This window comes from Deinococcus marmoris DSM 12784, assembly GCF_000701405.1.
GTDB lineage: Bacteria > Deinococcota > Deinococci > Deinococcales > Deinococcaceae > Deinococcus > Deinococcus marmoris.
This window is the reverse complement of record NZ_JNIV01000006.1, coordinates 24,580-44,814: the sequence shown is the minus strand read 5'-3', so window position 1 is coordinate 44,814 and position 20,235 is coordinate 24,580. Positions and strand designations below refer to the sequence as shown.

The 20,235-nt window shown below is 63.3% G+C and carries 17 protein-coding genes and 1 pseudogene; 8 read left to right on the top strand and 10 right to left on the bottom strand.

The annotated features are described in order from the left end of the window. Positions 1–20 precede the first annotated feature (20 nt). The 5 genes from Q319_RS0102065 to Q319_RS0102050 form a co-directional block, all read right to left on the bottom strand. Positions 21–380, bottom strand: coding sequence for a hypothetical protein (locus Q319_RS0102065; protein ID WP_029480175.1), 360 nt, complete (start codon positions 378–380; stop codon positions 21–23). Positions 381–485: 105 nt separating this feature from the next. Next, positions 486–1,100, bottom strand: a complete 615-nt coding sequence (locus tag Q319_RS0102060) for an RES family NAD+ phosphorylase (RefSeq protein ID WP_081845847.1) — start codon at positions 1,098–1,100, stop codon at positions 486–488. Further along, complete coding sequence (locus Q319_RS0102055) at positions 1,097–1,504, bottom strand: hypothetical protein (protein WP_029480171.1); 408 nt, start codon at positions 1,502–1,504, stop codon at positions 1,097–1,099. Before Q319_RS0102055 ends, Q319_RS0102060 begins: the two co-directional genes overlap by 4 nt. Positions 1,505–1,911: 407 nt before the next feature. Continuing rightward, the gene (locus Q319_RS27795) at positions 1,912–2,049 is read right to left on the bottom strand and encodes a hypothetical protein (RefSeq protein ID WP_162178611.1); all 138 of its coding nucleotides are present in this window, start codon (positions 2,047–2,049) and stop codon (positions 1,912–1,914) included. 220 nt (positions 2,050–2,269) lie between these two features. Beyond that, entirely contained in the window at positions 2,270–3,163 is an 894-nt protein-coding gene (locus Q319_RS0102050; protein ID WP_156039130.1) for a hypothetical protein, read from the bottom strand. Between the two features lie 105 nt (positions 3,164–3,268). Here Q319_RS0102050 and Q319_RS24160 point away from each other — a divergent pair, with 105 nt between their 5' ends. Continuing rightward, positions 3,269–3,475, top strand: a complete 207-nt coding sequence (locus tag Q319_RS24160; RefSeq protein ID WP_029480167.1) for a hypothetical protein — start codon at positions 3,269–3,271, stop codon at positions 3,473–3,475. A 75-nt stretch (positions 3,476–3,550) separates the two neighbouring features. Here the strand turns inward: Q319_RS24160 and Q319_RS26065 are convergent, their stop codons facing one another. Continuing rightward, a complete protein-coding gene (locus Q319_RS26065; protein ID WP_081845846.1) occupies positions 3,551–4,486 on the bottom strand; it encodes a tyrosine-type recombinase/integrase in 936 nt (311 codons plus the stop codon). Between the two features lie 305 nt (positions 4,487–4,791). On the opposite strand from Q319_RS26065, the gene Q319_RS0102035 reads away from it, so the two are divergent. Together Q319_RS0102035 and Q319_RS0102030 are read left to right on the top strand one after the other, a co-directional pair. Beyond that, a complete protein-coding gene (locus Q319_RS0102035) occupies positions 4,792–5,379 on the top strand; it encodes a ParA family protein (RefSeq protein ID WP_029480164.1) in 588 nt (195 codons plus the stop codon). Then, positions 5,379–5,801: a hypothetical protein gene (locus Q319_RS0102030; protein ID WP_029480162.1), complete on the top strand. Its 423-nt coding sequence runs from the start codon at positions 5,379–5,381 to the stop codon at positions 5,799–5,801. Before Q319_RS0102035 ends, Q319_RS0102030 begins: the two co-directional genes overlap by 1 nt. Before the next feature lie 252 nt (positions 5,802–6,053). Here Q319_RS0102030 and Q319_RS0102025 read toward each other — a convergent pair whose 3' ends face one another. After that, complete coding sequence (locus Q319_RS0102025) at positions 6,054–7,361, bottom strand: replication initiator protein A (protein ID WP_029480160.1); 1,308 nt, start codon at positions 7,359–7,361, stop codon at positions 6,054–6,056. A 583-nt stretch (positions 7,362–7,944) separates the two neighbouring features. Here Q319_RS0102025 and Q319_RS24155 point away from each other — a divergent pair. Together Q319_RS24155 and Q319_RS0102015 are read left to right on the top strand one after the other, a co-directional pair. Beyond that, positions 7,945–8,658, top strand: a pseudogene (locus tag Q319_RS24155) (IS5 family transposase). A 29-nt stretch (positions 8,659–8,687) separates the two neighbouring features. Then, a complete protein-coding gene (locus Q319_RS0102015; protein ID WP_029480158.1) occupies positions 8,688–9,683 on the top strand; it encodes a hypothetical protein in 996 nt (331 codons plus the stop codon). A gap of 119 nt (positions 9,684–9,802) precedes the next feature. Here the strand turns inward: Q319_RS0102015 and Q319_RS0102010 are convergent, their stop codons facing one another. Then, entirely contained in the window at positions 9,803–12,361 is a 2,559-nt protein-coding gene (locus Q319_RS0102010) for a hypothetical protein (protein ID WP_029480156.1), read from the bottom strand. A 262-nt stretch (positions 12,362–12,623) separates the two neighbouring features. On the opposite strand from Q319_RS0102010, the gene Q319_RS0102000 reads away from it, so the two are divergent. Together Q319_RS0102000 and Q319_RS0101995 are read left to right on the top strand one after the other, a co-directional pair. Beyond that, positions 12,624–13,016: a hypothetical protein gene (locus tag Q319_RS0102000; protein WP_156039129.1), complete on the top strand. Its 393-nt coding sequence runs from the start codon at positions 12,624–12,626 to the stop codon at positions 13,014–13,016. 317 nt (positions 13,017–13,333) lie between these two features. Then, the gene (locus Q319_RS0101995) at positions 13,334–14,134 is read left to right on the top strand and encodes an SDR family NAD(P)-dependent oxidoreductase (RefSeq protein WP_051655021.1); all 801 of its coding nucleotides are present in this window, start codon (positions 13,334–13,336) and stop codon (positions 14,132–14,134) included. Between the two features lie 779 nt (positions 14,135–14,913). On the opposite strand, the gene Q319_RS0101985 is transcribed toward Q319_RS0101995, so the two are convergent. Beyond that, positions 14,914–15,837: a hypothetical protein gene (locus Q319_RS0101985; protein WP_029480152.1), complete on the bottom strand. Its 924-nt coding sequence runs from the start codon at positions 15,835–15,837 to the stop codon at positions 14,914–14,916. A 331-nt stretch (positions 15,838–16,168) separates the two neighbouring features. Here Q319_RS0101985 and Q319_RS0101980 point away from each other — a divergent pair, with 331 nt between their 5' ends. After that, the gene (locus Q319_RS0101980) at positions 16,169–18,625 is read left to right on the top strand and encodes an NHL repeat-containing protein (protein ID WP_156039128.1); all 2,457 of its coding nucleotides are present in this window, start codon (positions 16,169–16,171) and stop codon (positions 18,623–18,625) included. Between the two features lie 1,105 nt (positions 18,626–19,730). Here the strand turns inward: Q319_RS0101980 and Q319_RS0101970 are convergent. Next, entirely contained in the window at positions 19,731–20,195 is a 465-nt protein-coding gene (locus tag Q319_RS0101970) for a hypothetical protein (protein ID WP_029480149.1), read from the bottom strand. Positions 20,196–20,235 lie beyond the last annotated feature (40 nt).

Here is a 20,235-nt window from a genome sequence, read left to right as displayed (position 1 = left end):
CACCTTCAGCATTACGAGATTTATCGATGCCCCCACCTGTTCACGGCTGCCCTGCTGGATAGGCCACGCACATGGCCGGAGAGATGACTCCATCTGTGCTTGACACAGCCGGCTGATACGCGGCCTGGTGCACTCAAAAAGGCCGTGCGGGCTGAAGTCCTGAAGGGGACAGAGCTGTACATTTCGTTCGGGGTGATTTGGACAGATTCACTCATGGCCAGGCTGACCATCGGATCGCGTTCGATCACCTGGGAGCCGCCCCGGTCACCGGAGAGTTCCAGGAAGATAACCTTTTCGTTGCCGGCCTCGCGCAGGTCGATGGCCAGCAGCGTGCACGAGGTCTGCTCGCCACGCAGGTCGAACTTCAGGCGCACTGTCATAAGGCCTGGATCCCGGCGGGCGTATGAAGAGGAGCGGCGCCAGTGGACCCTGCCGATGCCTGATCTGATCGGCGCTGACGCTCAAGGCGCGCCAGAGACTCCTTCTCAGACGCTCTGAATCAGGGCGCGCAGCCGGTCGATTTCACCGTCTGGTTGCCAGACCCGGGCCAGGTGCTGGCCGGCGGGCAGCAGCGCGTGATTGATGCCGCCTTCGAGTTTGGTGCTGTAGAAGCGCACAGCGTGGACGATTCCTGCCTGGTGCGCGGCGGCGCCCAGATTCTGAGTCAGGGCCAGCTGGCCGCGTGCGGCTTGGATTTTCCAGTTGGCGTCCAGGTTGCTGCGGGTAATCCTCAGGTGGGTCAGTGTTGCGGCGTCGGTGAGGTCAAGCACCATCGGCTGGTCGATTTCGACGTCGATGTCCACACGCGGCGGGGTGGGTAAATCCCGGCCGAGCGTGCCGTCAAGGTTGCGCAGCAGGCCACCGATCTCGCTGTGGGCCGTCGCGGCGTGGTCGGCGAGATACAGCGCGGCGTAGGCGCCTCCTTGGCCCTCGCGCGGGTTATAGCGCCCACCGGTGACCAGGGAGCCGCCGGGGTCCAGGGCGTTGCCGCCGTAGCGCAGCAGCGCGTCCAGGGAAACGCTGCGGTGACACCACAACAGTTCAGCGCGCCTGATCGGCGCGCTGAGAACGAGGTCTTTGAGAGACGCTTGTGGGATCAATTGAACACGCCCTCGCTGCCGAGCCTGGTCAGGGCATGCAGGTCCGCAGCGTGTCCTTCGAGAACGAAGGTCATGGGGACCTCATCGCCCAGCTCAGGGTTGGCGGCGCGCAGCCACATGCGCATCAGTTCAGGCGTGCCCAGTTGATGCGTAATGGTCCGGGCCAGTGCCTCGAGTGTGGTCAGCTGCGGCTGCAGGCTGGCGCTGCTGGGCGTTCGGCGCAGGCCGGACACGTCCCGCTTCAGGGCCTGGGCGATCTCGGACGTGCTCATGCCCAGGTGCCCTGCCAGTTTCACGGCATCCAGCAGGCCAGTGGCAGGGTTGCGCGTCTCGGGGATCAGGTGATCACTGCTGACGCGTGCAGACGAGGCCTTGCCAGTGGGCCGTTCAAGTAAAGTGGTCATAGCTCTCTCCTGCGTCTGAAGATGGTCTTTCAGACGTCTTCTTTTGGTCCCCAGATTAGCACAGATGGAGAGAGACTTCTCTTTCCTGTTCTTGATCAGTGTCCTGATTCGGGCGCTCTCTCCGGTTGTAAAAGAGTCTTAATCGTGTACAACACGTGATGGATTGTTGAGAAGGCAGTCAGGTGAGACGACCGTATGGGTGGTTGGGAGGCCGTTGCCCCGAGCCTTGGGAATGCCGGTACTGCTTGGTCTCGAACTGTTTCTGACCATAGAGGCTTACGACACTCACCAGCCCGCCATCCGTTGCCTGAGGCCCTCATCGCTCCACTTGGCGTAGATGCGGGCCGTCTCCAGCGCGGAGTGGCCCAGGTGCCGGGCAACGTCATCCTGGGACGCGCCCTCGCGGGTCAGCCGCGTCCCAGCGCATGATGTCCCCGGTAGGCAACGCCAGTGCGGACACACAAGCGCCGCAACCGCTCGACTGCGGCGGGATAGCTGCCTCCGATGATCAGGTCATTCTCAATCAGCGCCTTCAATGCTGTCACCAGGCTTCGCCCAGCACCACCCGGCGGGTCTTGCCCCCCTTGCCCTGCCGAGCTGGTGCGCTGCTCTCGTCCGACCGCCACGCGCGACCTGGCGGACCTGGTCGCGCGTGGGCTGTTGCGCGTGGTGGACGGCACGGCGGGGCGGTCGACGGCGTATGAAATCGCGCCGGCGCCGGTACGCCCGCCGGCTTAAAGGGGCGCCCGGTTCAGGGCGCTGCGTTCAGGGCGCTGCGTAGGTGATGGTGCGGGTCTCGGTGGACTTGAGTTGACGGGGACCGCCCGCTGAGATGTACTCCAGCTGCTGGGTCCAGTTGCCGCGTGCGTCCAGAACGTACTCGAAGGTGGTGGTGAGCGCGTCTTCGAGCCTGCCGGCATCGTTGTAGGTCTCCTCGACCCTCTGCACGGGCAGTCCGGCGCTGTTGTAGGTCGTTGACGTGACGTTCAGCGGGGTCGAGCGGTTAATGAAGCGATTCTCGGTGCGCGTGACCGAGCCGTTCTTGCCGCGGGTGATGGTGGTGACGTCGGTGTCCTGCTCGTGGCCCTCCATCGTCCGGGTGGAGCGCGTGACTTGGCCCGTAACGTCCAGCGCATAGACGGTGGTTCTGGGCTTGAAGCCCTGGACGTTGGTCTCGTGTTCGGTCACGCCACCGGGCGAGAAGCTGCAGGTGGCCAGGGTGACCCAGGCGCTGCGGGGGGCGCCTTTATACAGCACCCGCACCAGCCGGCCCTGGGCGTCGTACTCGTATTTTTCCTGAATGTGGGCTGGACGGTACGTGTTGTCAAAGACCATGTCGATCTGGGTGAGTCGGCCAGCAGGGGTGTATTGCCATGTCTCTGCCGTGGTGGAGGTGAATTGCTCCGTTTTAGTGGTACTGGAAAGGGACGGCAAGACTGTAACGCTCTTACTGTTCACGCTTCGGAGCAGACCACCCTGGTAGGTGTTGTGCTTGGTGGTGGTCATGCCGAAGGCCTGGGTGCTGTTCAGCATGACGCTGGCCACGTCGTTGAGGTTGAGGGGGTCAGGTGTGATGGGAGGCACGCAGTACAGGGCACTGGCCTGACCCGCGCCCAGCAGGGCGAGCATGGACAACATTCGGAGGGGCAGACGGCGCATGGTGCCGAGTGTAGCGGGGCCAGTTGCCCCCCACGGACGACTGGCGCGAGCAGGGCTGCTGGGATACGGAGTGACCTGGCCAACCACGCGCAGAGTCCAGGGCTGGTGCCCGCCGCGAAGGAATTCCGGGTGCCGCTGCGGGACATCGCAGGCCGCGCCGCGGCGGTGGTGTGGCCGATCATGCGCAAGACGGAAGCGCGCTACGACTGCGCAGAGACCACGCGGCCACAGGACCATGTGATCTTTTCCGGTCCAGGTGTGCCGAATTTGCGCGTCCTCTCCCGCCCTGAGGGACTCAAAAGCCTCAGGTGACCGCGCACTGCGAGCCTCTGGAAGTCCAGTACTGCTTGATCTCGACCCGTTTCTGAGGATAGAGGGCCACGACACTCACCAGCCCGCCATCCGTTGCCTGAGGCCCTCATCGCTCCACTTGGCGTAGATGCGTGCTGTCTCCAGCGCAGAGTGACCCAGGTGCCGGGCCACATCGTCCAGACTGGCTCCTTCACGTGTCAGCCGCGTCCCGGCGTAGTGTCTCAGGGCATGGTGTCCCCGGTAGGCAACGCCAGTGCGGACACACAAGCGCCTCAACCGCTCGACTGCGGCGGCATAGCTGCCCCCGATGACCAGGTCGTCCTCAAGCAGCACCTTCAACGCTGCCACCAGGCTTTCGCCCAGCACCACCCGGCGGGTCTTGCCCCCCTTGCCCTGCCGGACCGTCAATTCACGGGCTGCCAGATCGACATCGTCCCAGCGAAGGGCGAGCGCCTCGCTGATCCGCAGGCCGCCATGGGCACAGAGCAGCAGCAGGGCCCGCGTGCGGGCGTCTGCTGCGCCCATCAACGTCTGAACTTCTTCATGGGTATAGGGTTGTCTCTTTTCCCAGGCGGCAGTTTTGTCCCGCACTGGCTTGACGTCTGAAAAAGGGGCAGCCTGGGTCACCTCAGCCCAGCGCAGTGCCGAATACAGCAGCCGGACTCCGGCGAGCTGCACCCGTGTACTTGAGGCGCTCAGCCCTTCAGCCTCGGTCGCACGCACGAACCGTACTCCATCGGCAGATGTGGCCCGGAGGAGGTTGACGGCCTGATGCCCGGCGTAGTCCAAAAATCTATTCACTGCCCAGCGATACGTTCTGAGGGTTCGGGGGCTGGTTCCGGTCCCGCTGGCTCCGTGCAGAGTCAGGTAAGCCTCGGTCAAACTCCACAGCGCTTCAGCGTCCCGATCCCGGCAGGCTTCGACTCCCCGGCGTCTCCTCTCTTCTGGGTTAAGGTCTGCCCAGGCTCTGGCCCGGTCAAAAATCTCCCCACGATAGACATCCAGTTGCATTCCCATACCCCATAGTTAATAACAGTTAACTCCATGTGTAGAACAGGATGGATTTGTTAAACCCGTCACTGACGGCCCTGCTTTCGAGAAAGAGACAGCCTTGCTCAGGGCGCCGACAGTGTCAGCCGATGCTCCAGAACTGGAGCAGTAACCCGATCAGCTCCCGACAAACAGCAGAGATGGAATCTGGAGTATCCTCTCAGTTCTCCACCTCTCATGATATACATCTATATGTACGTATAGATGGAGGGATTGGCATCTATTGTGGTAGATATACAGACGTGACTACTGTCCAAGAAAGTCCAATGATCATCGCGATTACCAGCAGCAAAGGCGGCGTGGGCAAGAGCACGCTGGCCGTCAATCTTTCTGGCGCGCTCGCGCTCCGGGGTCAGACAGCCCTGATGGATGCGGATGCCGTCGTGGGGACAGCGCGGCGCTGGGCCAGCCGTGTCGGCGTGGTGCAAGTCCTGCGGGAAGGTGAACGTCCCGCAGCCGGAACGCGGTACCTGGTCCTAGATACCGAGGGAAGGCCAGCACTCAAGGACATGGTGGACCTGTCGCGGCAGGCAGGCGCTGTCCTGATTCCCTCTGGCGTCAGCGGCGTTGAGTTAGAGACCACTGTCGCGCTGTGGCAGGCGCTAGGCGACCAAGGGGGGGCGATGGAGGCTGTGCGGGTGGTTCTTACCCGGGTGCCGCCCGTGGGGCGAGCGGCGGAGCAAGTTCGGGAGGAACTGCGCCAGCGCGGCCTCCAAGTCGCGCAGACCTCTATCCGCCAGTACATTGCGTACCAGCGAGCCCATGAGGCGGGCAAGCTGGTACGTGACGTGACAGACGAGCGCGCCGCCGTAGCGTGGGCAGATGTCTTGGGCTTGGCTCTGGAGGTGTGCTGATGACCCGGAAAGAACGGCGCTTTGACTTTCTGGACAATCTTCAGACGGAGGGGCACACACCTCCGAACACGCCAGGGACGGCGACATCCGAAACGACTGGAAACGGGCAGTTGATGGAGTCCGTGCAAGAAAGCATTGATCCAGCTCTGCCTGCGACGACGGCAAGGATCCCGGCACAGGAGTCGGCCAGGCCGTATCTCTACGAGCCAATGAATCGGAACGAAGCGCAGGCCCCTTTGGGAAACCGAGTGCGCCTCACTGCGAAGCACGAACTTGAGGACTACGTTCGGGCCCTCAAGCGGGCCGGGCATCCTGCCACCGAGGGACGTGTATTGGAGGCACTAATGTTGCTGTTGAAAGATCACGCGATCCAGGCCCAAGTAAACAGCTTTTTGACGGGAAGAGAACAATTGCAGGATTGACGTAGAGCTTTCTATATGTATGTATGTAAATTATGAGTACTCTTCATCAAGGCGAACAATGCACTCAGTCGCCCTCGTCCCGAGTCTGGACGCAACATGCCGACTGACTGACAGCTGTGCCAAACGCCACGGTTGGGTTTTTAATCTGGGTCTTGTCTGAGACATTTTCGAGCATGGATCCAGAGATGAGTTGGCGACCATTCAACGGGCTTCAGGAGGTGTGCCGGGACCGGCGCAAAGGTTGATTGCCCACTACAGCTCGGTACTCAACAGCGCGCTGACCAAGGGCAGGACCTCACCCGGCGGGCGCTCCAGCGCGGCGCGAATGGCGGGCAGTTGAGTGTCGTCCAGCGCTTGCAGGGCGGCCAGCGCAGCAGGGGAGGGGGCCCGGCCCAGCCGCAAGCGCAGTAATACCAGCACCGTCTCTCTCAGGGCGGGTACCGGAGCTTCCTCTCCACCACTGGCGCTCGCTTTCCTTTTCTTCAAGTTCTTCGGGACACGTGACGAAGACTTCGCAGTCGCGCTTAGACCCACGCCCCATTTTTCCGGATCTCTTACGGCGTCCACCAAAGACGCGGCCAGAGACCGTGGCTGCCACCCGGTGGTCAGCCGTCCATCAATTTGCCGCAACACCGGGTGAATTCGCTCCGGGTGGTCCGCCGCCAGCGCCTCAGCAACTGGCCGGGTCACGCCACGGGCCATCAGCACATCCACCAGTTCCGGTTCTGGAGGTGCTTGAAAATGATAGGTCACCAGCCCGCTCCGCCCACGCCCGCTGAACTGCGCGCTCGTCAGATAGGTTTCAGAGAGCAGACGCTCATGTGCCAGATCCAAAGTGCGCTTGGCGTTATCTGTCCGCTCTTGCTCCAGACCACAGGCCACGAACCAGTCTCGTAACGGCAGGGTCAAGACATTGGCCAGAGCGCCGTCCAGCTGCACGCGGTGTGCCTGCAGGACGCGGTATAAGCTACGGGCCGTCGGCTGTCCCAGCCGGCCCAGCAGCTCACCGTCAAGCATTTGGAAGAGCCCCGCTCGAATCGAGGCAGCGAAAGTTGAGGTGAAGACGATTTCCACTGGAAGCCGTTCATTTAGCTCGCGATGGTGAAACGGCCGATGTCCGCCACTGCCCTGATCGACAAGGCGTAGATCAGAAATCAAGCCTGTGACCGTCGTCTCTCCCTGATGCCGCCTCGTCTCCGGCTTCCACGCACTGCGCACGAGGCTCCACTGCACGCCTGAGAGGCGCAGCAGGGCTTCGCGGAGCCGGACATACGCCTGACCATTGTCTGGCAAGCCACTGAAGGCAAGAAGCTCGGAGGGCATCACCAGAATTCGGTTCCCCTCGGGGCAACCGGCACGGAAAAAAATCGTCTGCAGGGCCAGAAGAACATCGGCATCTGTGCCGTAGGGACGTCCATGGAACGCATTGCCGACCACCCGGTAGAGCGTGCCGGCAATCTCGTAGTCCACTTGCCATGACGTGTCGCCCCCCGGAGGAGTTTTCGTGACACTGATCACACCTGCCCTGGTGAGGTCCAGCTCGTTGATGCGCGTCGTCATGGGCTTGATTGATCATATCAAGTGAAGTAAAAGATATTGATTGCAACAATCAAGGAGGCTCTATGCAGGCTGTATGCATCGACGGGAGCGCAAAAAGGCGCGGAGTATTCCTCAGAACCATCGGTAGTTCACCTCAGAACCATCGGTTTTTTACCTCAGAACAGTCGGCAGTATGCCTCAGAACAGTCGAAAGAATACCTCACAACAGTCGGTAAAAAGTCGCATTCTTGGTCTTGTCGGTATGGCCTTAGGCTGATAGTTCCGATACATATGAGGCAAAAAACCGATGGTTCTGAGGCATTACCCGACTGTTGTGAGGCATATCCCCGATAGTTCTGAGGTGATTAGCCGATAGTTCTGAGGCATATTGTGTGGTCCAAGGCGCTTGTCTGGCGGCCTGAGTGTCAAGTACCAGTGACGGCTCACAGCTCGTGCCCTACAGGGGAGCAGATTCTGCTCTACCCCCGACCATTCCTCCCTTAGGACAGCGTCTAGAGGATGCCAAGAACAGGTTTGAAGTTCGTGGTCACGACTCTGGAATGGGCAGAATGCCGGGGTGAATCGGTAAGGCTACCCTGGCGATGTGGATGACGACACGTACCTATTCCTGCTCCCGTATCTCTTGTTCAGCGCTCAAGATGCCAGACAGCGGAAATACCCGATTCGGAACGTGTTGAATGCGCTGCTGTGGGTGGCCCGTACGGGTGCGCAGTGGGCCTACCTCCCGAACGGCTTTCCGCCTGCGGAGATGGTGCGCCAACAGGCGCACCGTTGGTTCGAAGCCGGGTGCTTCCTGAACGCTACATACGATCTGCGTGTGCTCTCCCATCTGGAGCACGCCAGGAACGACGCGCCCACCGGGCAGGCTTTGACGGCACCAAGAAACGCAAGGGGACGACCACCTGGCAGTGGATACGCTCGGTCATGTGCTCGCGGTACTCACCACGCCCGCCAACGAACAGGATCGAGCACAGGTCTTTGACCTGTGCCTGGAGGTCCAGGCCGCCACAGGGATGAACATTGACGTAGCCTACGCTGACTAGGGCTATACCGGGGCCCAGACCGCGCTGGATGCCTCAGAAGCGGGCGTGGAACTGGTGGTAATCAAGCGGCCCGAGGCAATGAAAGGATTCATTCTGTTGCCCAGACGCTGGGTGGTGAGCGGTCACTTGCGTGGCTCTCACGGTTTCGCCGTCTGGGACGGGATTTCGGACGGTTGCCGTCAACTCTGGTGGGCCTTCACTTCTTGGCCACCTGCATTCTGCTGTGTCACAATCTCAGCCCGCTTTTTGCATGAGGTTCTTGTTAGCCTCTAGATTGGGAAGCATGCCTAAAGAACCGCGCCTGGAACTCATCGACCGCTTCGACGAGCTGGCGATGCTGCTCTCTTCTCTGGTGCCCGGGCTGCAGGCTCCCGACGTGAAGGTCAAGGAACTGATCGACGCCGTGAGCATGCCCGAGCGCCTGCGCACCCAGTTCCACCAGATCCGCCGGATGCGCAACAGATCGGCCCATCCCGAAGGCAACCCGCCGGGCGACTTCGAGGTGCGCAGCACCCTGGGGCTGCTCGAAACCTGCGTGCGCGAGCTGCACACCCTCCTGGGCCTCGATCCCCTCACGCTCGAAGAGCTGCATGAGCTGCCCCCGGACGTGACCTTCGCCGAGCTGCCCGAAAACGTGCAGGTGGGGCTGGTGCTCGGGCGTGACCAGAGCGTGCGCACCGAAGCCGAAGTGCAGGTGCTCACGGCCTTCCGGGCCAGATGCGCGCGCGAGGTCCAGGCCATGAACGCCGCACATCCCGAGTGGAAGCGCAGCACCAACTGGACGCTGCTCCCGTGGCCCGGGGTGCTGTGCACCGCTCTGGCCGCACTCGGCGTCCTGGCGGTCTTCCTGGTGGTGGTCTACCTCGCGGTGACCGGCACGCCCGCGGAGTCCGAGGGGCTGCTGCTGATGGTGGCCCTGCTGCTCGGCGGCGGCGTGCTGGGAGCCCTCACCTTCTTGCAGGCCCACGGCGTGAGGACCATGACCGACAGCTCCACGCCCCCCAGCCTGAAGCCCCCGCGCTGGCAGACCGCCCTAGCCTTCCTCGCCTGCATGGTGGCGGCCGCGGCGCTGATCAAGGGCGGCTTCCTGCGCGGAACGGTGATCTTCTTCGAGCTGCTGGGCCTGCTCAGCGTGCTGATCTACCGCGAGCTGCCGGTGGGGGCGTGGAGGGGCCCGGCCAACATCATGGAGATAGGTCTTTCCACAGACGCCCAGGCGTACGTCCAGGCCCTCAGAGACCAGGCGGCGCACAAGCAGGTCCTGAGCCAGGTCAACTGAGCGGTAAACGACCTGCGGGCCGCGCACCGGAAGCTAGACCGGGTTGTAGACGTGCTCTACAGCATTGAGGCACGAGCAACTGAGGACAGGACATCACGGCGGGTCGGCAACGGCCGTCATCACTTCGGGTGCTTCTTACGCACTCTGCGCCACTTCGGTGCCCGCGCTGCCTGCACTTTCTGGTGTGCGGCGACGTAGGCGAGAATGCGGGCTCTCTGCCGTTCCGGCCGGCGGTTCGGTGAATTCCTCAGGAGTTGCTTGACCTGCGCGAGCAGGTGCGGGTGGTGACCGGCTGGGACGGACGGATACCGCATCGTGCCGAAGACCAGCCACTCTGCAGACCGCCAGGCGGCCCACTGGTCGGCCCGGACGCGCGCCGCCCCGGTCAGGGTCTCCCGGTCTGCTTTCGCCAGGCCGCGGTTGTAGAACTCCTCCACGAGGTGCTCGAGCCTGAGCGACTCCATCCATTCCTGCCTCTCAACCCACAAGCCCTTGCGGATGTCCATCGCCACCAGATCCCTGAATTTCCTCGCTTCGCGGAGCAGCTGGGCGATCTCCGGATGGTCCCGGTTCATGGTGGTCCAGAGCGCGTGCTCTTCCCATTTCTCAAGATCCGCTGTGTACAGGGTCTTGAGGGGAAGCTCATCCGCAGCGCCCTTGCCCGTGAGCTTCTCGTCCCGCAGGTAGCGCAGGACAGCGCGGTAGGCCCGCCGGGGCAGCCCATGGGCCGCGTAAGGGGAGAGGCCAAACGGCAGGCGGCTGTCATTCTCCTCGTGATACTTCCACTCTGCATTCCACAGCGCCCAGCTGAGCTGGGGGTAGCGCTGCCTCAGCACGACCTGCCGATAGCCTCCAGGGGGCTCGTGTGCCTGCAAGAACTGCACGGCGGCCTGGGCCACCCGGTCATGACGGCCTGGGCGGTATCGACTGCGAGGAGCATCCACAGGCTTCTCCTCCTTCACCAGCTGCAGATCCAGCAGCTCGCCCTGAGGAGTTGCTAGGAGCAGCCACACGCGGCCCGAGGTCCAGACCTCGTCGTAGATGACGGTCGGTGGGCAGGACGTCGCGGGCAGATCCGGACTTCCCTGAAGGGCACCGATCTGCTGAGCGGGGATGCCCGTCAGGCGTTCCAGGGTCGCGCCGTTGAGCGGTCCCTGCAGAGGATCGCGCAGCCACTCGACGAGCGCGGGTGTGACGGGCCCAGGATCAGGCATGGCCTGGACACCGCAGGTGGAACACCGCACCCGGGTCGGGGCCTGCAGGATCAGCGGGGTCAGCCCGCGGGGCAGGGTGGCCACCGGCCGCCAGCCGGTGCGCGGTGGCAGGGCGGCCTGCTCACTGCAGATGGGACAGCGGAGCAGTGCCGGCGACAGCAGGACTGGTTCTGGTTCCGGCCAGTCCTGCGCAGCATGCAGCTGCGTCATGATCTGCTCCAGCCGGCCTTCTGCCGACCTGAAGCGCAGGTGCTGCATCACCTCGCGGACGGTTCCATTGGCCCTCTCCCCACGGGCGTTGCTGGGCCGCTTGCCGTCATGCTGGGTGCCGAATGTCTGTCCGAGGACCCGCAGCCGCGAGCCCCAGGCTTTTGAGCGCAGCATCCGGTCGAAACGGGCATGGGGCTCCAACCAGGCCCCTGTTCCAGGCCTGGCCCGCAGCGCGTACCAGCGCTCTTTGAAGGCCCGCCACCCGGTGGCGTCGCCGACCTGCCAGATGCTGCCCAGCACCTCGCCCACCTCCTGGTTGTACCTGTAGCGGTCGCAGCGGGCCCCGTCCGTGCAACAGGAGTGACAGACCTTCTCAGCGGCGTCATCTGCCTCGCGGATGTGCTTTCGCAGGTGAAATGGATCGGTGGCGAAAAGAACTTGGTCGCCAAAGACGTCCGGGTTCCGGGCGGCCAGCCAGAACGCATCCCACATGTCCGCGGTCACGCGCGTCGGTCGCGGCTGTGAGGGCCACCACTCGCGGTACCACGACGCCACGATCCGCAGCGGCGGCAGCAGGTCGGCGACCTCACGGCCACGGCACAGGCCGATCACCCGCTGGCCCCGTGGCAGGTTCGGATCTGGATCATTGTTGCTTAAAACCGTCCAGTACTGCCCGCCAAGAGAGACCTCGTCCATCGCCAGGTGCTGCACCACGCTTGCAGGACGCTTGAGAATGTACCGGTCGGTCTGGAGGAACGCGCTGACCTCACCCGGTGCGCCGCGCGCCGCGCGCCGGACCTGCGTGAGCAGACGACCGTTGTCACCCAGACTGCGCACGACCAGGGAGGCGGGGATGTCCGTCTGCCCCTGTACGTCCTGGACAAACGCGATCAGCGCGTTCGTCACCTTGATGCCGCCGGCGTTCAGATCGGCCAGGTCCTGGGGAACAGGGGAGGTGAACTGTGGCTGCTTGTCCCGCGTCTGCCAGCGCTGCCGCCGGATGACCAACTCGACGCCGTCCAGGCCGCTCGGCGTGTCGCGGATGGTTCTGGAGGCCCAGCCGCACCGGTAGAGCGGGACCGTCGCCGTGGGCGGGGTGTCGAAGCACAGTTCGGCGGTCCAGCCACGTCCATTCGGATGGGGGACGGCGGGAACCGCGATCAGCGTGTCCGGGGAAGGCGTTCGCCTGGGCCAGTTCCGGGTCAGCGTGGAGCCGACCAGGACCCTCCAGGGAAGGGTTACAGCCCCTGCCACAAGGTGCCCCCGATTTTAGTCGTCTTCCCTATGCGGTGAATTTTCACAGGTGGTGGTGTTGAAACGTCAGGATATGGGGTCACGTGATCCCAATGATGCCGCAGCCGGCTGCGATTTCGGGCATATGTGCGGGCGCAATCCTGGTACGAACCGCCTCGCAGGGCGCGAGCTGGAAGTGCATAAGAAGGGTCACGGAGGTGCAGCAGAGGAAGGAGGCGGAAATCCAGAAAGGATTTTCAGAACGCCAAAAAGGAGGGCAGGCATGCACACACGGAATGCACGTGTTGGACGCGTATTGGGGCTGACGCCACAGGAGACGCAGGCGGTGCGGCGGCACCAGAATGATCTGAAGCAGAACTGGACGGAGGCGGAGGTGCAGGCAGAGGGATTACCCCGGTATTACGCACGCGACTGGTTCATCCGCGAGTTGAATCGGTTGGGTTGCCTGGCGGCAATGGAAGTCGAGTACGGCTACAGCAACCAGGTACTCAGCAAATGGGGGACGCGCCATGGGCTGAGTCTGCGGCCCCGCATTGAGCCTGGTCTCCGGCCCGAGGCCCGTGCCCTGCGGGCTGCTGGCCACAGCTACGTTCAGATCGGGGCCGGACTGGGCATTAGCGCCACGACGGCGCAACGACTGGTCAAACAGGACTGAGCAGCCTGGTAGAGCCGGAGGCGCCAGGTGCCGGCTCTACCCTCATGACACTGCAACGGAAGGGCTTAACCTGGCGAAGGTCGAAATTTGGGACGTGGCATAGGGACACCGTATCGCTCGCCATGCACAGAGGTGTCACAGCGCAAAATGACCTACGCTGGAGTGTGTCTACGACGCATTTAAGCATCACTCTGCAGATGGTTGCGCAGCACAATCTGACTTTCCTCAACGCCAGTGAGCGTGCCGCTTTTCATCTCCGGAGCACGAGGCGGCGGCGGCGGGTGGTGGACTTTGGCTGGAGCGTCCACACTTCCTCTATGTCGAGTCACCGAGACGACGGAGCCGATCTCCTGCCGCTTGCCACCCATTCCGCGCCCGGTGCGCCCACGCCGGGGGGCCCCCGCAACCTGGCGGGGCAGGTCGCGGTCGTGACGGGGGCGGGCAATGCCATCGGCGCCGCGACGGCGCTCGCACTCGCGGAGCAGGGCGTGGACGTGGTGCTCGTCGCGCGGCGGGAGGCGCATGTGTACGCTCTCGCGCAGCAGGTGCGGTTGGCTGGGGGACGCGCCGAGGTGGTGGCCGCGGACGTGACGGACGAGGCCCAGGCCCGGTTCGCCGTGGACCGTGCCGCCCACGCGTTCGGCCGGATCGACATCCTGGTGAACAACGCGGGACTGACCCTGCTCGGTCCGGCCACCGACACGACCGACTGGCGCGGCATGCTCGGCGGTGATGTGCTGGGGATGGTGCGGACCACCTACGCCGCGCTGCCCTCCATGGGCGCCCGGGGCATCGGGCGCATCGTGACCATTTCCTCGGTGACCAGCGAGGCTCTCGAGCTGGCGCTGTCCTCCATACCGGGTGCCGGGTGCCTTGGTCACCAGATGCGCCACCACGACGTGATGGACAGCGTCCGCTTCACGACCATGGGGCCGGACATGACCACGCCAGTCCCCTGTCTGGCCGCCCGGCACCGCATCCAGCCCCTGAGCTGCCTGCGCCCGGAGCACATCGCCGAGGCCGTGATTTTCGTCGTTCGCCTGTCCGACTTGATTTCCCTGGAGAGCCTGCAGGTGCTGTCGCCCGCCCAGATGGCCTCCCTGGACCAGTCAATCTAGAGAACCCTCGCCCAGCCCATTCCATTGCCCACCCTGCCCCAGCAGCTGCACAAGCACCGCGAAGCTCGCTCCCCCCGAACTCGCCTTCTCAGCGAAAGGACAGGGCGATTTCGGAGGGGGGAGACGATTTGTTGGGAGTGGACTTGCTGGAAGTCCGGTCCTGCGTCACGTCCACGCATCATGCCGCAGCCCAGCGGCTGCCCGTGCCACATCACCCATGTGCAGCATAGAAGATCGACCTTGGTGCCTGGTGCTGACCAGGAATCAAGGTGATGCAGGCTGTGCGTGATCTTTCCTGGTTCAGCGCCAGCGGCCACGTCAGCACCTCGCATGGCCGGGACCGCGGCGTCTGGGCGATGCTCTGACACTATGGCGGGTCATTCTCTGGAGCCGTCTGCTCCTTGCTCTCTGCGTTGGCCTGCTGTAACACCGCGATGCGCGTCTCTACGGTTTGTGCCTCCGCGATCAACTGACTTTTCCGCTCCGCTTTGCCCGCTCCAATTCCTGGCTCCGCTCCAGCGCCTCGGCACTCCTCAAAATTTCCCCGCTGACAGGGAAAGGCTGTCTGGGAGGACGGATTTTCTACTTTGCGCTCTGGAGCGGCTTCCTTAAACTCCCCTCGATTTCCTCGGTCGCTTCGACGACTCCTTTAGCAGGTCGAGTGTGACAAATCGCTCCCGCTGGATGTCGCATAAATTCCAACCAGGACAGCGAATATGCACAGAGGCGTCCCTGATAGGAACGCCTCTTGAGGGCTAGGCGGTGTGTCGGGCGTGAGTTTAGGGAATCTTAAGGACGCTGACGTACGTAGCGGACATCAGCACGACGTCGGGCATGGGTAGGGTGGTGCCGAAGTTCCTGGCGTAAATCCAGGCGTTGTAGGTGCCACTCGGGGCTGTTGGCGTGAGTTCATCCTGCAGGCTAAAGGTTGGTGAGGCCAGCAGCTTGCTGCTCGTCGTGTGATCAGACGTGTCGTTTTCCACCGAGGCGTAGACCAACTTGGTGTTGGCGGGGGCAGTGCCCGAATACGACGCCTTGTTGCCAGTGACCGTTACGGTGGGCGTGCTGATGTTGCCGAGCACAACCTTCGGATCGACCGTGCAGGTGTCGGTGTAGTTGACCCCGGCTACCCTGAGCGAGGCGCTGTACGTTCCTGCCACCGCACGCGGGCCACCGTAGCCGCTGCCCGCAGAGGTGCTCTGGAACACCATGCCACGATAGGCCTTGCCCTCGTTGAAACCACCCGGGCCGACCACCTCGTAATCGGTGTTGGCCTCAATGTTGCCGCCGTCTGGCGCACGGAAGCGGGTGTACATGGCGAAGAAGGGCACAGTCTCAGAATCAGTGCTGTACGTGTAGGTGCCGCAGGAGAAGTCGAAGCCGTGAGGCAAGACGGCAACCGTGCCGGTCTTGCCGTCGCTGCTCGCGGTGATGGTCACCGTCTTTTTCGCTTCTTCCAGGCTGAAATGATGCGCAGTGATCTTCCCGCTGGCGTCGACGCTGATCAATTCGGGGGCACTGGAGGTCCAGGTGACCGCGCGGCCACTGAGCACGTTGCCGCCGGCATCCTTCGCCACGGCACTCAACGTTTTGGTCTGCCCGATAACGATGCTTGAGGTGCCGGTCACCTGAATGCTGCTGACGGTCGCCGGGGTTGTTGTGTTGGTGCAAGCGGCGAGCAGTGCCGTGAGCCCGAGGGCCATACATATTTTTCTCATCACCGTACTATCAGGTCTGCACCAGGCCGGGTCAAGCAGATTTGAGCGCTGGAGGCTCTGAAAAGTTCCACCCCCGTTGGGGGTACGTGACGTTGGCTGTCGTTGCGCAGGCTGGCCACGGCGCTGGGTCAAGTGGTCATCTGGGAGTTGCTGGTGCTGCAATTTAGAGCCTTGCAGAGACGAAGGTCAAGCGATTCTTCAACCTGTGAACCCCCGATTTAAGGCTGCACAGAGGTTGCGCAAGACGCCTGTATACGTCCAACGTGGTAAATCTCTCCACCCACCAGAGCGGAAAACATTAAAATTCTGAGAGAATATGAAGACACTTCGACTTCCTGCTTGCCTTGCCCTCTCTGCCGCGCTCGCTGCCTGTGGTGGCGGAAATGGTCCTGCGCCCACCGCCGATTTCGCTCTCAACGTGAAATTGATGGGCGTCTCGGCGGCTCCAGTCTCCGTCAAAGCGGGGAACACGGTCCTGTGGAACGACACGGTGACCGGAACCAAGACCTTCACACAACTCGCGGCGGGGACCGTGGTCACGGTCAAGGGCGCCGCCGTGCCCGGGTTCGATGTTCCTGCCGAGCAGACGGTGACGGTCAACGCCAACCAGACCGTCACGCTGACCTACACGGCGCAGCGCGGCGCGGCAATCAGTCCGGCAAAGATCAGCGGTACCGTGACTGGGGCAACGTTCCCCGCGGGGTACGTGCTGCTCGGCAATGCCGATGGCGTCAGCGCCAATTCCCGGGGGACCCTGAGCGCATCGGGCGAGGTGGATCTGAAGCTCGCGGCTCCGCCTTCCACGGGCCGCTCGTCCACCCTGCTTCCCCCGCCATTCAGTGGATGTACCTTCACGGGGACCAGCACCGCCAACCCTGACATCTTCCGGTTCAGCCGCCTGTACGCGTATTCGGCGCAGGGTGATCCCCTGGGCGAGATTCATGAGGAGCTCGTGGCGGGATCGACGGTGCCGGGCAGCACGGTGGCCCGTATCTACAGCACGGCCGCCTCGCGGACCAGTGGAACCGTCGACTGCGGAAACAGCGGTTCAGTGGTCTATGACCTTGATCTGAAGGCCGGTTGGAACGCCGTGGAGTACAGCGCGAAGACAGACGTCCCGACGCGCCTCACGCTGAAGTCACTGGACCCGGCGGCGGCCTCGCAGCTCAAAGGCCGGCTGTTCGAGTCATTCGTCAACGTCGACCTGGGCACTGCGCCGCTGACCTTTGCCGCCAATGAAACGGTCAGCGTGCCCGCCAAGTTCCAGCAGGTCGGCGGCGTTTCCGGTGCGGTCACGCTGTCCACCGACGTGCCGGGATTAACGGTGGAGCCATCCCGACTGACGCTGCCCACCCTGGGAGCTGCCAGCGGGGCCGCCCAGGGGCAGAGCGCCTTCGTGCAAGGTCTGGGCCTTGCGCCGCAACAGCTCGACACCCAGCTCACCTTCCGGTACACGGGGACAGTCCCGGGCATCCTGCCCTTCCGGCTCCTCGTGAACGACAGCGCGGGCCGGTCAGCGGGCGGTGGTTTCGGGACGATTAGTGTCCAGCGACCCGGCGTCAAGCTTCAGTTCGGTACTGAGGAATTCGTCTGTCAGGGAGAAACGGGAGCTGTCCGGGGACAGCTCGTCAGCCTGTTCGGTTACGCAGGGCCAGTCACCTTAAGCCTCAAGGGGCTTCCTGCCGGGGTCAGTGCGGCGCCCGTTCAGGTCACCCTCGGGGCCAACACCAGCACCGAGATCACGCTGCCGATCACCGTGGCCAAAGGAGCAAGCCCCACCCAACGCGATGTGACCATCGAGGTGTCCGGCCCCGGGGCCACCAGTTCGGTGTCGCTGGCCCTGGGGGTCTGCCCCCAGCGGACGCTGATCAATAACGGCGGCGTGTCCGAGCGCGGGCTGGCCCCGGTGAGCAGTGGCGTGTGGATCCTGACTGGCATCGCCGAGACGCAGACCAACAACTCCTATGACCAGGTGCTCAAACGGTTCACGTCCAGCGGCGTGGCCGCCACAGTGACGTTGCCAGAGGTGGGCCAACTGGCCGGCCTGAGCAACGGTGACGTGGTCGCCCTGCCGTACGCGAATGGTGGCACACAGGCCAAGCTGGTCAGACCGGACGGCACCTTCACCACCGTGGTCAAACCGGAAGGTATGGGTCAGGCTGTCTCGGACGCCGATGGACGGCTGTGGTATGTCGGCCGCGACGCTGCAGACCAGCGCCTGGTGCTGACCCGCTGGAACCCGGTGACGGGCGAGGTGGCCGTCATGGACCGGACGCGCGTTTATTCCCTGGACAATACAGAATTTCTGGTCAGTCCCGATGGGAAGACGTTGCTGTATCTGGCTTTGAGCACAGATCTTCCGGTGGTAGTCAATACCGTGACGGGCGCGGTGCGTGATCTGGGGACGCGCCTGGACGGGTATCCATTTTTCACGGCGGCCATCGGCAATGACGGCACCATCTGGCTTACAGATATCAACAATAATCTGAATCGCCGGGATCCGGACGGCCGCGTGTCCACGGTGATCTCCAGGGCGACCCTGCCTGGGCCGCAAAACTTCATCGTCATTGGCCTTGACGCGGCGACGCCGGGCGTGTTGTGGCTGCAAAATGGATTCAAGGCCATTCGCCTGGAGACCAGCAGCCTGAAGATGACGTCCACCCCCGTGGGCCGGATCTCCAGAATGATCACCACCCGTAACGGCGGTGTGGCGGTGGTGACCTACGACGGGTGCGCCACTCAAGCTTGCTCCCACCTGACGCTGCTGAACTGAACAGTCAGCCGTGAATGGACAGTGGTCAGGTGTGGGGACAGACGCGTCTGTCCCCACACCTGACCGCGACTTCTAGATGATCCGGAGCGAGTTCTGAGGTCCAGACTTTCTGAGGGCCGAGATCCTTTCACTTTCCCGGCTGCGAGCCTTGCGATAATGAACATTTGTGTGATCCAGAGGGCGTCCCGTAGAAAGCAGCGTTCCTGGATTGTGTATCTCTATTGCAAAATTTAGAGTAATGGCGACAGGTTTTCGCAAGCAGCAGCCTCGCGGACGATGCTTACGGTAGGCGTGTCAGACAGTAAAACTCGACCTCTCATCCGAGTTGGCCAAAAATTGGGCCTTCGCCAGGTTAAGCCCAAGCTGGGCCTACACAACCGCGTGGAACTGGCTCGCCGGGCCATGGAACACGGACTGGCGGACAGCACGACGCCTGGACCGCCCCTTCCGTAAGAGTCCCGGTCCTGCGGCTGGACACGCCAGAGTCAGCCTGCTCTGGCGAATAGTCAAAATCGTTTCGCCCGCGGACAGTCAGGCCGCCCACTGCTCCCGCCTACTGGTCCCTGCGCCTGAACGCCAGCACACCGTACAGGGCGGCAAGGCACAGGTAGAGTGGGGTATGCGGGTGTACAGCTGCGCGTCGTCGCGGGCAAACGCGCTCTCCCCAGCCTGTCGGGCCTTAGCCAGGTTAAGCCTCAGAACGATGGCATGCTGGGCTGCGCAGGCCCAGGATCTGGCACGGGATGCATGATGCTGCTTTTCCCCCAGCTGCCGTTCGTGCCGGCGGCGTTGAGCGTGATCGTGATGGTCGGCAACAGCGGGCGCCGCCGGGCTGCGGGCAGCTGGGACAGCAGGGGCTCCTGGTGACCCCGCAGCTGGGCGTGATCCGCGCCGATGGTCAGCGTTATGCCCCCCGTCGTTCTGATCCTGGGGCTCCGTGAAACGGCCTGGCATGCAGCGGGATCCAGGGGTGGGGGTGGTCAGGTCACCGTTGTCACGTCACTCAGGTCGGCGCTGGCACACATGGATGGGAAAGGCCCCCAGGGTGGGGGGCCAGATATCCCAGTTCAGTCGACGTTTCATGCGCGGAAAGACCCCTGCGTTCTTACAATTCGAATTCGGCATAGTACGCCAGACGCCAGGCGTTCTCGGCCGCCGCGTTATCCTGCCCGTGATCCACATTGCGGGGACTCCAGTAGGCTTGCGCTTCCTCCGGGGTGGCAAGGCGGTAGTACACGTAGGTCACGGGGCCGCCGTAATCCAGGTTGGGCTGCCCCATGTGTTCGAGCGTGTCGGCGCTCAGATACCAGCAGCGGTCGCTGGCACCGGTGGCCACCACGACCCCGCCCTCGCACGCGAACACGGTGCCGATCTCGGGGACCATATCGGCGGCCACGAGCGTGCGCAGGCGGTTCTCGGGACGCTGAACCGGAACGGCCGCAGGCTGGGCGCCGATCAGGGCCCAGCCAATGGAGGTTTTTTCCAGCTGTGCGCCAGCCTCGTAGCGCTGGCCAGAGACCGGGCAGGTGCCAGGGTAGCGGGCAGTGGTGGTGGGGGTGCGGTTGGTCACGCCATCAATATGCAACATTCTTACGCTAATTTGTGAGAGA